Genomic DNA, 12,953 nt, shown 5'->3' on the forward strand with positions numbered 1-12,953 from the left:
AAGGAGAGCGAATGCATTGAAACGATACAACGGCTACCTCATCGATTTGGACGGGACGATGTACCGCGGCACCGAATGCATCGCTGAGGCGCGTACGTTTGTCAACGAGCTGCACCGCCGCGGCATTCCGTATTTGTTTGTCACGAACAATTCGTCGCGCACACCGGCGCAAGTGGCGGAAAAATTGCGTTCGTTCGGCGTGCCGGCCGAGGAGAAGCATGTGTTTACGACAAGCCAGGCGACGGCGAATTACATTTTTGAAAAAAAACCGGATGCTTCCGTGTATGTGATCGGTGAAGAAGGGCTCCAAACCGCCTTGGCGGACAAAGGATTCCGTTTGGCCGGCGAAGATGCGGATGTCGTCGTCATCGGGATTGACCGGCAAATTACATACGAAAAGTTCGCTGTCGCTTGTCTCGCTGTCCGAAATGGAGCGATGTTCATCTCAACCAACGGCGACATCGCCTTGCCGACGGAGCGGGGGCTGCTTCCGGGCAACGGGGCGCTGACGTCGGTCGTCGCCGTATCGACGCAGGTGAAGCCGACATTTATCGGCAAGCCGGAAAAAATCATTATGGAGCAGGCGCTCAAAGTGCTCGGCGTCCCGAAGGAGGACGTGCTGATGATCGGCGACTATTATGAAACCGACATTTTAGCCGGCATGAACGCTGGCATCGATACGCTTTTAGTCCATACGGGCGTTACGACAAAAGAAATGCTCGCCCGCTACGAACGGATGCCGACGTATACGGCCGATTCGCTTTTGGAATGGCTTGACCGCTTGTAAACAACGCCGCTTTGCCAAAAAAGGCAAGGCGGCGTTTCATGTTGCTCGGCGCGGATGGAGGGCGCGCATGGGCGGCGCCGGCGTTACTCCGCATTGGCGGCCCGATGCGCCAGGCGGCTTGACGCCGCCGCGGCGATGGCGCCGACAATGTCGTCCAAAAACGTGTTGCATTTGCCGGTCGATTTATCATTTAAATATTGCAAAATGCCCGGTTTTTGCTTATCGATATATCCGTAGTTCGTAAACCCGATCGATCCGTACACATTGACGATTGACAGCGCCAAAATTTCGTCGACGCCATACAGCCCTTCATCGCGGCGGATGATCGACTGCAGCGGTTCATCGAGCCGACCGTCTTCGGCGAGTTTATCCAATTGGATGCCGGTTAGAATCGCATTTTGCACTTCGCGTTTCGAAATGACGCGGTTGACGTTTTCGATGCACTCCTCCATCGTTAAATCGGGATGATATTTTGATTGCAAGTAATAAACGAGCTCCGCAATTTTTTCCACGGTCACCCCCCGTTCCTCAAGCCAGCGCCGAGCCGTTTGTTCCAGATTGTTCATAATGAATTCGCTCATGAACTTCACCTGTTTCTTTTAGAAAGTCGTTTTCTATATATATGTATCATGTCATAAATAAGTCCGTCATATAAAGAAAAATGCTCATCGGCTTTTTTGGCGCCCGCTGTCATATATAAAAAGTAGCCCTCTTTTTCCGCGGCCATGCGCTGGCTGATCAGCATAGGCGCGTGAATGGGGCCGTTTCATGCTGGAGCGGAGGCGGAATCGGCTCATCGATGGGGCGGCGATGAGATGAAGGTGTGGAACGAGCGGAATGACTGGTTTCGGCAAAAAGGAAAAAGGAGGCGCGGCGATGGAAGAATGGGTGCGTGAACAGTACAGCATGCGCATCGAACGCTTGGAACGAAGAGGGATGCATACCGCGTTTTGGCATAAACAGGAGCGTTTCCTCATCATTCCCGCTGATGGGCGGAGCGAAGCGGAGATGGAAGAGCGCCAGCAAATGAGCCGCTATTTGCGGGCAAAAGGAGTGGACGGCGTCGGAGAACTGGTCAAAACGACGTCCGGAACGTATATCGCTTCCTATAACGGACAGCCGTTGGCGCTCGTTCGCGCTCCGCTTCCGGCGGCTCGCTTTCGTTCGCTCGGAAGGGAATTGGCGGTGATGCATGAATGCGGGAGAACATGTCCATGGCCGATTGTCGCATGCCGGCGCATCGGCCAATGGCGGGAGCTGTGGGCGAAGCGGATCGATCAAATGGAGGCGTTTTGGTCGAGCAAGCTCGCTTCCGGGCCGTCGTCGCTGTTTGATCGTCTGTTTATCGAATCGTTCCCGTATTATTTAGGCTTGGCGGAAAACGCGGTGCAATACGTGGCGGACACGGAGATTGACGAAGAACCAGGGCGCATCGATTACGCGGCATTTTGCCATGAGCGTCTCCCCGAGGCGAAGTGGGTTGGGGGGATCGAAGCGAAGCTGCCGACCGACTGGGTGTATGACCATTGCGCCCGCGATTTGGCGGAATGGGTGCGCCATTTGTATCAGCGGCACGGGATGCGATGCCGACGGGCGGTCCGCCAATTTTTCCAAGATTACGGCCATTTGACGGCGCTTTCGCCGTTTGCCTGGCGGCTCATTTACGCGCGCCTTTTGTTTCCTCTTCCGTATTTTGAATGCGTGGAAGCGTATTATACCGCTTCGGATGAGAACGAACAAGCGAGGCATGAGGACGCGTTGCGGCGCTTGCTCGATCGATCGCACGAGTACGAGCGGTTTTTGGCTTCGTTTGCCAAGATCGCCGGCATCTCGAACCGCATCCGCCTGCCGGCGGTCGAGTGGCTGCCGCCGGCGTAACGCAGGGAAGACAGCTTCCCGCTTTTTTTTGGCCCAAACGAAAAAACGACCGCTTCCCTGCCGTTAAACCCTAAGGACAACTTCCTGTTTTTTTTTCGGCCAAAGTTGTGATAAGATTTAGAAAAAACGATGCGGGAGGCTGCACCATGACGAAGCCGTATGTATTCATTACGCGAAAATTGCCCGAGGACGTGGTCGCGCCGCTTTTGGCCATCGCTGAAGTAGAGATGTGGCCCCATGAAGATATGGCCGTGCCGCGCGATGTGCTCGTGGAAAAGGCGAAACGGGCGACGGCCATCTTGCCGATGGTGTCTGATCCGATCGATGAAGACGTCTTGTCCGCCGGTTCGGCGCTCCGAGTCGTCGCCAATATGGGCGTCGGCTACGATAACATTGATGTAGCGGCGGCGACCCATCGCGGCATTCTCGTTTGCAATACACCCGATGTATTGACCGATACGACGGCCGATTTGACGTTTGCGCTTTTATTGGCCACCGCCCGCCGCCTTGTCGAAGCGGCTATGTTTTTGAAAGAAGGGAAATGGAAAAGCTGGAGCCCGTTTTTGCTTGCGGGCGCCGATGTCCATCATAAAACGATCGGCATCGTCGGCATGGGGAACATCGGCCAGGCGGTGGCGAAACGGGCGAAGGGGTTTGACATGAACATTCTGTATTACAACCGCTCCCGCCGTCCGGAGGCGGAAGAGAAGCTTGGCGCCGTCTACCGTCCGTTCGCCGACTTGCTGGCGGAGAGCGATTTTGTCGTCTGCTTGACGCCGCTCACCTCCGAGACGCGCCATTTGTTCAACCGCGAGGCGTTCCGGCAAATGAAGAAGTCCGCGATTTTCATTAACGCGGCGCGCGGAGCGGTCGCCGATGAACAGGCGCTGTATGAGGCGCTGGTCGGCGGGGAGATCGCCGCGGCGGGATTGGATGTATTTGAACACGAGCCGGTCGCGGCCGATCATCCGCTCGTTTCGCTTCCGAACGTCGTCGCCTTGCCGCATATCGGCAGCGCCACGTACGAAACGCGGCGCGCCATGATGACATTGGCGCGCGACAACATCATCGCCGTGCTCGAAGGACGGCCGCCGCTGACGCCGGTGAACCGGATCTCGTAAAAATTTTCATTGCTAAATGGCCGATCGTCTTTTATAATGTCTACTATAAAAATACAAATGTCTACTGTACGTAAACAGAAGGGGCGGGAATCATGGAAAAACCAATTTTGGTCGGATTGTTAGGATTAGGAACGGTCGGGAGCGGCGTGGTCAAAATTATTGAAAACCACCAAGAAAAATTGATGCATCAGGTTGGTTGCCCGGTGAAGGTGAAAAAAATCCTTGTCCGGGATGTACAGAAACCGCGTGATGTCGCCGTTGACCCGTCGCTCCTTACGACGAGTGCGGCTGAGGTGATTGACGATCCGGACATTGATGTCATCATCGAAGTGATGGGCGGCATTGAGGAGACAAAAGAGCTGCTATTGCGGGCGCTGCGCCAAGGGAAGCATGTCGTGACCGCCAATAAAGACTTAATGGCCGTCTACGGGTCGGAGCTGCTTCGGGTGGCGGCGGAATACCGCTGCGATTTGTTTTATGAAGCGAGCGTCGCCGGCGGCATTCCGATTTTGCGCAGCTTGGTTGACGGCTTGGCGTCGGACCGGATTACGAAGCTCATGGGCATTGTGAACGGGACGACGAACTACATTTTGACGAAAATGTCGCAAAACGGCGCTTCCTATGAGGACGTGCTCGCCGAAGCGCAGGCGCTCGGGTTTGCGGAAGCCGATCCGACGTCAGACGTCGAAGGGCTGGATGCGGCGCGGAAAATGGCGATTTTGGCCCGCCTTGGCTTTTCAATGGACATCGACTTGGACGATGTGCAAGTGAAAGGCATCACCCAAGTGACGGAGGAAGACTTGAACTACGGGAAGCGGCTCGGCTACACGATGAAATTGATCGGCATCGCCCAGCGCGACGGGCAGAAGGTCGAGGTGAGCGTCCAGCCGACGTTTTTGCCGGATTCGCATCCGTTGGCGTCCGTGCACAACGAATACAATGCGGTGTACGTATACGGCGAAGCGGTCGGAGAGACGATGTTTTACGGGCCGGGGGCCGGGAGCTTGCCGACGGCGACGGCGGTTGTCTCCGACTTGGTCGCGGTGATGAAAAATATGCGCCTTGGCGTCAACGGCCGCTATGCCGTCGCGCCGCAATATGAAAAGCAGTTGAAGACGCCGGCGGAAATTTTCTCGAAATACTTTTTGCGCATTCACGTCAAAGACCAGGTCGGCGCGTTTGCCAAAATTACGACGCTGTTTTCGCAGCGCGGGGTGAGCTTTGAGAAAATTTTGCAATTGCCGCTGAAAGAGGATGGCCTAGCGGAAATCGTCATCGTCACGCATGACGCCTCTCAGCAAGACTACGAAGACATTTTGCAGCAGCTCGGCGATTTGGAAATTGTTGAGCGGGTGCAAAGTTCATATCGAGTGGAAGGAGAGAAACGGTCATGACATGGAAAGGGCTGCTTGACGCCTACGGCGATTTTTTGCCGCTCTCTGCGGCGACGCCGAGGCTGTCGCTTTGCGAAGGGAATACGCCGCTCATCCCGCTGCCGCGCTTGTCGGAGGAGCTCGGCATTGCGCTCTATGTCAAGGTCGAAGGGGCGAACCCGACCGGTTCGTTTAAAGACCGCGGCATGGTGATGGCGGTGGCCAAGGCGAAAGAGGAAGGAAGCCATACGATCATCTGCGCCTCAACCGGCAATACATCGGCTTCAGCGGCCGCCTACGCGGCGCGCGCCGGCATGCGCTGCCTCGTCGTCGTTCCGAACGGCAAGATCGCCCTCGGCAAGTTGGCGCAAGCCGCCATGTACGGCGCGGAAATTTTTGCGATTGACGGCAACTTTGACGAGGCGCTCAAAATGGTGCGCCGGTTGAGCGAAACGGCGCCGATTACGCTCGTCAACTCGGTCAATCCGTACCGGATCGAAGGGCAAAAAACGGCGGCGTTTGAAGTGTGCGACCAGCTTGGGCGCGCCCCGGACGTGCTCGCCATTCCAGTCGGCAACGCCGGCAACATCACCGCCTATTGGAAAGGGTTTAAGGAGTACCATGAAGCGAAAGGAACGGGCTTGCCGCAAATGCGCGGCTTTGAAGCGGAAGGAGCGGCGGCGATCGTCCGCAACCGGGTGATTGAACAGCCGGAGACGGTGGCGACCGCGATCCGCATCGGCAATCCGGCGAGCTGGGACAAAGCGGTCGAGGCGGCGAGCGAGTCGCGCGGGAAAATTGATGAGGTGAGCGACGCAGAAATTTTGGCCGCCTACAAGCGGCTCGCCCGGACGGAAGGCATTTTTGCCGAACCGGCGTCATGCGCGGCGATCGCCGGGGTGATCAAGCAGCTCGAACGGAACGAAATCGAACGCGGCAGCCTCGTCGTCGCGGTTCTCACTGGCAACGGTCTGAAAGATCCGGCCATCGCCTTGGAGACTGCGGCGATCGAGCCGATCGTGCTGCCGAACGATGAACAAGTTGTCTTGGAGCATTTGCAAGGGGTTGTCCGTACATGAAGGAAGACGAGATGTTGAAGATCGTCGTTCCGGGAAGCACGGCGAACCTAGGGCCCGGATTTGACTCGGTCGGGCTCGCGGTCAATCGCTATTTGACGCTTGACGTCCGCTTGGCGGATGCGTGGTCGTTTGCGCCAAAGACGGCGGAAGTGAGCGGCATTCCGCGTGGGACGGACAATTTGGTGTACCGAGTGGCGGCGGAGACGGCGGACGTTTACGGCCACCGGCTGCCGAGCTGTGCGGTCGATGTGTACAGCGACATTCCGTTTACGCGCGGGCTCGGGAGCAGCGCGGCGGCGGTCGTCGCCGGCATTGAGCTCGCTGACGCGCTGCTTGGGCTTCAGTTGCCGCGCGAGCAAAAGATGGAGTTGGCGACCCGATACGAAGGACATCCGGACAATGTCGGCGCCTCGTTGTACGGGGGGCTTGTCATCGGCTGCTGCCGCGAGGCGGGCGTGGATGTCGTCCATATTCCGCAATTGGATGTAGAGCTTGTCGCCATTATTCCGGAGTACGAATTGGAAACGAAAAAAGCGCGCGGACAGCTGCCGGAGCAATGGACGAGAGAGCGGGCGGTCGAGGCGAGCGCCGTCAGCAACGTTCTCGTCGCCGCGTTGCTCACGAAAAACTGGAAGCTTGCCGGCCGGATGATGGCCGCCGATTTGTTCCATCAGCCGTATCGGAGACAGCTCGTTCCGGAACTCGAGCGGGCGGAGGCGCTCGCTCTTGAATACGAAGCGATCGGTGCGGCGCTGAGCGGAGCGGGGCCGACGGTGCTCGTCTTTGCCGAACCGGGCCAAGGAGAGCGGCTCGCGCGGCGGCTGCGCCCGCATTTTCCAGCGTGCGAAATCGCGCGTCTTTCCGTCGAGCCGCGCGGCAGCCGCGTCTACAAGCTGGCGCTTGAGGCGTAAAAAAATCCGAACAGCGGCCGCTGTTCGGATTTTTTATATTAAAACACTTGTTCCACTTCGACGACGCCCGGCACTTCTTCAAACAACGCGCGCTCAATTCCGGCTTTGAGCGTGATCGTCGAGCTCGGGCAGCTGCCGCATGCGCCGAGGAGGCGAAGTTTCACGACGCCGTCTTCCACATCGACGAGTTCGCAGTCGCCGCCGTCGCGAAGCAGAAACGGGCGGAGTTTATCTAAAACTTCTTGCACTTGTTCTTTAATTTCTTGATCCGTCATTTCCATCGACTCCTTTCTTTACTTTTTATTATAATCATGGTGAGGAAAAAAATCTAATGATAAATTTTGCTTTCCTAAAGGGTGACACAGATGACATTCAAACCGATCGAAATTTGTGTATATGGGGCTGACATCATTTGCCCGTCGTGCGTGCAGCTCCCGTCGTCGAAAGAGACGTACGAATGGCTCGAGGCCGCGTTGCGCCGCAAATATCCCGATCAGCCGTTTGTGATGACGTACGTCGATATTTTCGCGCCGCCGGCCGATGATGAGGCGAAGCGGAAGCTTGCGCAGACGATCGTCGAAGAAGACTGGGTGTATCCGGTTGTTGTGGTGGAAGGGAACGTCGTCGCTGAAGGGAACCCGCGGCTGAAGGTGATTTATGCAGAAATGGAAAAATTCGGGTACCGGCCATCGGCGCATGAAGGGAAAAAGGCGGAATAAGCTCCGCCTTTTATGCGCTCAATGTCTGCCTTTCCGCAAACGTCGATCGATCGAAAAGGCTGAGGCTGTGTTGCGCTGTCTTGATTCAGTACCCGTGGTGGTGCTTGTACATCCACAAAATGCCCGATTTCAGCAAACGCGGCACCCGGCCGGTGAGCGGGCGGTCGGCGAGCAGGCCGAAGCCGTGTTTTTTGCCGAGCGAGCCGAGAATGCCTTTTAATTTGATCGGCGGGAATTCGCTCGGCGGTTCTTCGCCGTTCCATCGCTTTTGCAGCACTTGGACGATTTGCTCGGCTTGCGCTTCAGCGAGCTGGGCGCTCGGGGAATGCGGCAGGCTCGCACAGTCGCCGACGACGTAGGCGTTTTCATAGCCGGGGATGTGGTGCCGTTTCGTCAGGACGATACGTCCTTGCTTATCTTTTTCGACCTTCAGCTCGCGGACGACGCGGTTGGGCTGAATGCCGGCCGTCCAGACGATGACGTCGCATTCCACCGGCTCGTCGTGGTTGTACAAGACGCCAGGTTCGACTTTCGTGACGTTGGAGTTGCGGACGATTTCCACCTTGTGTTCAACGAACCATCCTTCCACATAATCGCTCAACCGTTTCGGAAACATCGGCAAAATGCGCTCACCGCGGTCAAACAGCTTGATGTGCAAGTCCGGACGGCTCTCCGCCAGTTCGCTGGCCAGCTCGACGCCGCTCAATCCCGCGCCGACGATGCCGACCGTCGCTTTCGGCGGCAAATTGTTCAGCGCTTCATAGGCGGCGCGCGCCTTATCGATCGACTGGATGCTGTACGTATGCGCCTCGGCGCCCGGCACCCCGTGGTATTTGTCTTCGCAGCCCAATCCGATCACGACATCATCGTAGCGGACGCTGCTCCCATCCTTTAAATGGACGAGTTGCTGGTCGAGATCAATCGAGACGACTTCGCCGAATTGGTACACAAGCTGCGGATGTTCCGGAAACGGGACGCGAATATGATGGTCGCTGACCGTCCCCGCGGCCAAGGCGTAATATTCCGTTTTTAAACAATGGTACGGAACGCGGTCGATGAGGATAATATGAATGTCGTTTGGCAATCCGTCCGGAAGGAGGCGCTGCAAAATGCGCATATTGCCGTATCCTCCGCCAAGCAATACAAGTTGTCTCATCGTGAAAAATCCCCTTTTGTCGAGTTTCTAAAGCCGACAATGCCATAGAAAAGTATAACGAAATTGTGACAAAAGAACAATAATTTTTCCGCTTCCTCGATCGAACGAGCATGTTCATTGACGCCGCGCCGGAAAACCGCTACGATGGGAAGCAGGAAGGTGAACATGCGCATGATGCTGCCAATCATCGAATTTTGCATCAGCAACTTAGCCAGCGGGTCGTACAAAGCAATGGAAATGTTGGAAAAGGATCCGAACTTGGACATCATTGAATACAGCTGCTTAAGCTATTGCACACGCTGCGCGGAAACGCTGTTTGCGCTCGTCAACGGCGAGTTTGTCAGCGGCGAAACGCCCGAGCAGCTCGTGGAAAATATTTATCGGCATCTCGAGGAAAACCCAATGTTTTAACGAAAAAAGGAGGATGCCTGCGATGCGGCATCCTCTTCAATGTATAATGAAAAAACGGGGGATATTCCCATTGTGCCCAGGAGATGCCGCCATTATACATGCGAAGCGCAAAAAATGTTCAGGAGGGAGTCATGTGCGTTCTTTTTCGTTTACGAAAATGCATGGATTGGGTAATAGCTACATATACGTTGATCTGTTCCGGGAAACATTGCCCGAGGAGGAGCTGCCGGCGATCGCCCGCAGCGTCGCCGATGTCCACACAGGCATCGGCTCCGATGGCTTGATTCTCATTTGTCCATCGGAGAAAGCGCCAGTCAAAATGCGCATTTTTAACAGCGACGGCTCGGAAGGGAAAAACTGCGGCAACGGCTTGCGCTGCGTGGCGAAATACGCGTACGAGCACGGCATCGTCCGCGACCGCACCTTTTTGATTGAAACGCTCTCCGGGCTTGTCGAAGCCCGTGTGGCAGTGGCAGATGGCGAAGTGACAAGCGTGACGGTCGATATGGGCGAGCCGCGCCTTAAGCGGAGCGCCATTCCGATGGTTGGACCAAAAGCGGAGCGAGTCGTCGCCGAGCCGTTTGCCATCGCTGGGGGCGAATATGAAATTACGGCGGTGTCCATGGGCAACCCGCATGTGATCTTTTACGTCGATGACATCCAAAAAGCGCCGGTGACGACGCTTGGCCCGCTCGTGGAAAAGGACCCGCGCTTTCCGGAAGGGGTGAACGTCGAGTTTGTCGAGGTGGTGAACGAGCGTGAGCTTCATTTCCGCGTCTGGGAGCGCGGCTCCGGTGTGACGCAGGCGTGCGGGACCGGAGCGTGCGCGGCGGTCGTCGCTTCGGTGTTAAACGGCAAAACGGCGCGCGGGGAGGAAACGGTCGTCCATTTGGCCGGCGGCGATTTAACAATCGTATGGGGGCATGACGGGCGCGTGCGCATGACCGGTCCGGCGGAGACCGTGTGCACCGGCGTTTATTACTACCGAGGCGGGCGGAACGGTTGAGCATCGAAAGGCGAAGGCGGTATACTATTAAGTAAGATGGGAACCATTCAAGGGGATTCGCCCCATCCGAGCCGTCGGGTGAAAGCGGGCGAACCTGTCGAAAAACGGCCAAGTTGTTTGGCCAGTGTCAACCGTTAAAGGAGGGATGATGGATGGCAGAGGCAGTCATTACGCTGACAGAAGCGGCAGCGTTTCAAATCAAAGATATGATGAAAGAGCAGGAAGAAGAGGGCGCGTACTTGCGCGTCGGCGTCCATGGCGGCGGCTGCAGCGGGTTGTCGTACGGCATGGGCTTTGACCATGAGCGGCGTGATGATGACATCGAATTTGAGCAACACGGCATCAAAATTTTGGTGGACCGCGACAGCGCGCCGATTTTGCGCGGAACGGTCATCGATTATAAACAGTCGCTGCTTGGCGGCGGGTTTACGATCAACAATCCGAACGCCATTGCGACATGCGGCTGCGGCTCCTCGTTCCGCACAGCGACCAATGCCGGCACGCCGGAGCAATGCTAAGCGGACGGACAGGTTGACCTCCATCCGCCCGGCAGAGGCAAACGGCCTGCCTTGCCGTGATCGTCGGGCTCTTGAGAAGGCCGGTTTTCGCCGCACGGCCGGTTGAAAACGCGGGCGTGTACCGACTGGCGAAATGTTGGAAGGGTGGTCTTTCCCTCACGAAATTGGGGAAAACGGCCGCGCTCCAACATCGGCCTTTTCGGGAGCGCCAAAGGAGGAGAAACGATGAAAGGACAAATCAATGTCATCTTGGCGCTTGTCTTGGCGCTCATTGTTGCGCTGCTGGCGGTGGCGAATGTCGAGCAGGTGACGATCCATTATTTAGTCGGCGAAACCCGCTTGCCGCTCATTATCGTCATTTTAGGTTCGGCCGTCCTTGGCGGCCTTGTCGTCGGCATGCTCGGATGGGTGCGTTTGTTCAGCTTGCGCCGGCAGGTGAAAGCGCTGCAGAAGGAGCAGGAAGCATGGACGGCGGCCAAGGGGATGAACGATCAAAGCACAGCGGTTTCACAAGAGCGCGATGCATGAAAAAAGAAGAGTCTGTCTCAAAAGGCCGTCTTTCTTCATGAAAGATGCAATATATCGTTTCGCAAAAGCGCTTCGTGCATGTAGATGGCGATGAAGAAAGGGTGTCCCGCTGCTTTTGGGACACCCGCTTTGTTGCAAGAGGATGTTTGATTGACGCCCGAAAGGAAAAGGCGATGGCGTGAATTACACGCCGCCTACGCTTTGCTGAGAGGTGGGGGCTTCAAGCGACTTGTGCGTGTTCGCTGAACGGTAAGCCACACACCAAACCCCTTTACGCTTCCCTTCGTTCCGAAGGGGTCCGTTCTCACCATACATTATCATATTGGTTGGCTATCGCCAACCGAAATTCATCTCCCACTTTCACTTCGTTTCGAAGTGGGAGACTTCTTTCGAAACTATGTTAAAACAGCGATGTCGAGTGCGCCGGCTGCATCCGCGCCGTCGGGTCGATGTACGTTTTGGCGCTGCTGATGGCGATCGGCGCTTCGCCAAAGCCGCAGGCGATCAGCTTAATTTTCCCGTCGTACGTGCAAATGTCGCCCGCCGCATACACGCCGGGGATGTTCGTTTCCATCCGCGAGTTGACTTTGATCGCATTTTTTTCGATGTCAAGCCCCCAGTTTTTGATGGGGCCAAGCGAAGAAATAAAGCCGTAGTTGACAATGACGGCGTCGACATCGATCGTTTCTTTCGTTCCTTCTTTCACATGCTCAAGGATGACTTGGCGGATGGCGTGTTCATCACCGACGAGTTCAACGGGGACAAACGGCGTTTTCACTTGCACGCTCGACTTCTTGAGCTGCTCGACGCTATGTTCATGGGCGCGGAATTTGTCGCGGCGATGCACAATCGTGACGCTCGCGGCGATCGGTTCGAGCATGAGCGACCAGTCAACGGCCGAGTCGCCGCCGCCGCAGACGAGCACGCGCTTTCCGGAAAACTGCCCCAAGTCGTTGATGAAGTAATGCAAGTTTTTTCCTTCATAGCGGGAAGCGCTTTCGATTTCGAGCCGACGCGGCTGAAAGGCGCCGTTTCCGGCGGTGATGATGACCGTTTTCGAATAATGGATTTGTTGATTGGTGACGAGTTTAAACGTTCCGTCCTCCTGCTTTTCGAGCGTGTCGACCGACTCGTTCAGGCAGACGGTCGGCGAAAATAGGTCCATCTGCTCTTTCAGCTGGTTGACAAGCTCTTGGGCGCGCACTTTCGGAAATCCGGCGACATCATATATGTATTTTTCCGGATATAACGCAGCCAGCTGCCCTCCAAGCTGCGGAAGGCTTTCGATAATTTTGACTTTCATTTGCCGCAAGCCGCCGTAAAACGCGGCAAACATCCCGGTCGGCCCGCCGCCGATAATGGTGACATCATAGATGTTGCGGTCTTCTTTCACCGATATACCTCCCCGTGCTAAACTTATGGCATTACAAGTTTATCTTACCATAAACGGGTGCAGTTATAACGGG

General features: G+C 56.2%; 15 protein-coding genes. 11 read left to right on the forward strand and 4 right to left on the reverse strand.

All coding sequences use genetic code 11. The features are described 5' to 3' along the window. The first annotated feature begins 16 nt into the window (after positions 1-16). Complete coding sequence (locus tag B1A75_RS07715; RefSeq protein WP_011232438.1) at positions 17-787, forward strand: TIGR01457 family HAD-type hydrolase; 771 nt, start codon at positions 17-19, stop codon at positions 785-787. Between the two features lie 83 nt (positions 788-870). Here the strand turns inward: B1A75_RS07715 and B1A75_RS07720 are convergent, their stop codons facing one another. Then, entirely contained in the window at positions 871-1,368 is a 498-nt protein-coding gene (locus B1A75_RS07720) for a phosphatidylglycerophosphatase A family protein (RefSeq protein WP_011232437.1), read from the reverse strand. 295 nt (positions 1,369-1,663) lie between these two features. On the opposite strand from B1A75_RS07720, the gene yutH reads away from it, so the two are divergent. The 5 genes from yutH to thrB all read left to right on the forward strand — a co-directional run bounded on the left by yutH (position 1,664) and on the right by thrB (position 7,149). Continuing rightward, positions 1,664-2,665 (forward strand): spore coat putative kinase YutH, encoded by a 1,002-nt coding sequence (yutH, locus tag B1A75_RS07725; protein ID WP_079936040.1) that lies wholly within the window; start codon positions 1,664-1,666, stop codon positions 2,663-2,665. Between the two features lie 146 nt (positions 2,666-2,811). Next, positions 2,812-3,786, forward strand: a complete 975-nt coding sequence (locus B1A75_RS07730) for a 2-hydroxyacid dehydrogenase (protein ID WP_079936027.1) — start codon at positions 2,812-2,814, stop codon at positions 3,784-3,786. A gap of 92 nt (positions 3,787-3,878) precedes the next feature. Further along, the gene (locus B1A75_RS07735) at positions 3,879-5,180 is read left to right on the forward strand and encodes a homoserine dehydrogenase (RefSeq protein WP_079936028.1); all 1,302 of its coding nucleotides are present in this window, start codon (positions 3,879-3,881) and stop codon (positions 5,178-5,180) included. Beyond that, complete coding sequence (gene thrC / locus B1A75_RS07740) at positions 5,177-6,238, forward strand: threonine synthase (RefSeq protein ID WP_079936029.1); 1,062 nt, start codon at positions 5,177-5,179, stop codon at positions 6,236-6,238. The genes B1A75_RS07735 and thrC overlap by 4 nt, the downstream gene beginning before the upstream one ends. After that, on the forward strand, positions 6,235-7,149 hold the full coding sequence (thrB, locus tag B1A75_RS07745) for a homoserine kinase (protein WP_074044230.1): 915 nt from the start codon (positions 6,235-6,237) through the stop codon (positions 7,147-7,149). Before thrC ends, thrB begins: the two co-directional genes overlap by 4 nt. A 38-nt stretch (positions 7,150-7,187) precedes the next feature. Here thrB and B1A75_RS07750 read toward each other — a convergent pair whose 3' ends face one another. Further along, positions 7,188-7,430 (reverse strand): NifU family protein, encoded by a 243-nt coding sequence (locus B1A75_RS07750; RefSeq protein ID WP_011232431.1) that lies wholly within the window; start codon positions 7,428-7,430, stop codon positions 7,188-7,190. Between the two features lie 84 nt (positions 7,431-7,514). On the opposite strand from B1A75_RS07750, the gene B1A75_RS07755 reads away from it, so the two are divergent. Beyond that, positions 7,515-7,868 (forward strand): YuzD family protein, encoded by a 354-nt coding sequence (locus B1A75_RS07755; protein ID WP_074044229.1) that lies wholly within the window; start codon positions 7,515-7,517, stop codon positions 7,866-7,868. Positions 7,869-7,953: 85 nt separating this feature from the next. Here the strand turns inward: B1A75_RS07755 and B1A75_RS07760 are convergent, their stop codons facing one another. After that, the gene (locus B1A75_RS07760) at positions 7,954-9,024 is read right to left on the reverse strand and encodes an NAD(P)/FAD-dependent oxidoreductase (protein ID WP_074044228.1); all 1,071 of its coding nucleotides are present in this window, start codon (positions 9,022-9,024) and stop codon (positions 7,954-7,956) included. A gap of 171 nt (positions 9,025-9,195) precedes the next feature. Here B1A75_RS07760 and B1A75_RS07765 point away from each other — a divergent pair, with 171 nt between their 5' ends. The 4 genes from B1A75_RS07765 to B1A75_RS07780 all read left to right on the forward strand — a co-directional run bounded on the left by B1A75_RS07765 (position 9,196) and on the right by B1A75_RS07780 (position 11,487). Next, complete coding sequence (locus B1A75_RS07765; RefSeq protein WP_011232428.1) at positions 9,196-9,435, forward strand: YuzB family protein; 240 nt, start codon at positions 9,196-9,198, stop codon at positions 9,433-9,435. A gap of 133 nt (positions 9,436-9,568) precedes the next feature. Continuing rightward, positions 9,569-10,441: a diaminopimelate epimerase gene (gene dapF / locus B1A75_RS07770; RefSeq protein WP_079936030.1), complete on the forward strand. Its 873-nt coding sequence runs from the start codon at positions 9,569-9,571 to the stop codon at positions 10,439-10,441. A gap of 152 nt (positions 10,442-10,593) precedes the next feature. Continuing rightward, positions 10,594-10,959: a HesB/IscA family protein gene (locus B1A75_RS07775; protein ID WP_013144338.1), complete on the forward strand. Its 366-nt coding sequence runs from the start codon at positions 10,594-10,596 to the stop codon at positions 10,957-10,959. A gap of 225 nt (positions 10,960-11,184) precedes the next feature. Then, positions 11,185-11,487: a LapA family protein gene (locus tag B1A75_RS07780; RefSeq protein WP_079936031.1), complete on the forward strand. Its 303-nt coding sequence runs from the start codon at positions 11,185-11,187 to the stop codon at positions 11,485-11,487. Positions 11,488-11,887: 400 nt separating this feature from the next. Here B1A75_RS07780 and B1A75_RS07785 read toward each other — a convergent pair whose 3' ends face one another. After that, the gene (locus B1A75_RS07785) at positions 11,888-12,886 is read right to left on the reverse strand and encodes an NAD(P)/FAD-dependent oxidoreductase (protein ID WP_176202394.1); all 999 of its coding nucleotides are present in this window, start codon (positions 12,884-12,886) and stop codon (positions 11,888-11,890) included. Between the last annotated feature and the right edge of the window lie 67 nt (positions 12,887-12,953).

The organism is Geobacillus sp. LEMMY01, from assembly GCF_002042905.1.
In the GTDB taxonomy this organism is placed as follows: Bacteria; Bacillota; Bacilli; order Bacillales; family Anoxybacillaceae; genus Geobacillus; species Geobacillus proteiniphilus.

Coding starts and splice junctions, on each gene's coding strand:
- B1A75_RS07720 (WP_011232437.1), bottom strand. CDS start 1,368: ATGAGCGAATTCATTATGAACAATCTGGAACAAACGGCTCGGCGCTGG.
- yutH (WP_079936040.1), top strand. CDS start 1,664: ATGGAAGAATGGGTGCGTGAACAGTACAGCATGCGCATCGAACGCTTG.
- B1A75_RS07730 (WP_079936027.1), top strand. CDS start 2,812: ATGACGAAGCCGTATGTATTCATTACGCGAAAATTGCCCGAGGACGTG.
- B1A75_RS07735 (WP_079936028.1), top strand. CDS start 3,879: ATGGAAAAACCAATTTTGGTCGGATTGTTAGGATTAGGAACGGTCGGG.
- thrC (WP_079936029.1), top strand. CDS start 5,177: ATGACATGGAAAGGGCTGCTTGACGCCTACGGCGATTTTTTGCCGCTC.
- thrB (WP_074044230.1), top strand. CDS start 6,235: ATGAAGGAAGACGAGATGTTGAAGATCGTCGTTCCGGGAAGCACGGCG.
- B1A75_RS07750 (WP_011232431.1), bottom strand. CDS start 7,430: ATGGAAATGACGGATCAAGAAATTAAAGAACAAGTGCAAGAAGTTTTA.
- B1A75_RS07755 (WP_074044229.1), top strand. CDS start 7,515: ATGACATTCAAACCGATCGAAATTTGTGTATATGGGGCTGACATCATT.
- B1A75_RS07760 (WP_074044228.1), bottom strand. CDS start 9,024: ATGAGACAACTTGTATTGCTTGGCGGAGGATACGGCAATATGCGCATT.
- B1A75_RS07765 (WP_011232428.1), top strand. CDS start 9,196: ATGATGCTGCCAATCATCGAATTTTGCATCAGCAACTTAGCCAGCGGG.
- B1A75_RS07775 (WP_013144338.1), top strand. CDS start 10,594: ATGGCAGAGGCAGTCATTACGCTGACAGAAGCGGCAGCGTTTCAAATC.
- B1A75_RS07780 (WP_079936031.1), top strand. CDS start 11,185: ATGAAAGGACAAATCAATGTCATCTTGGCGCTTGTCTTGGCGCTCATT.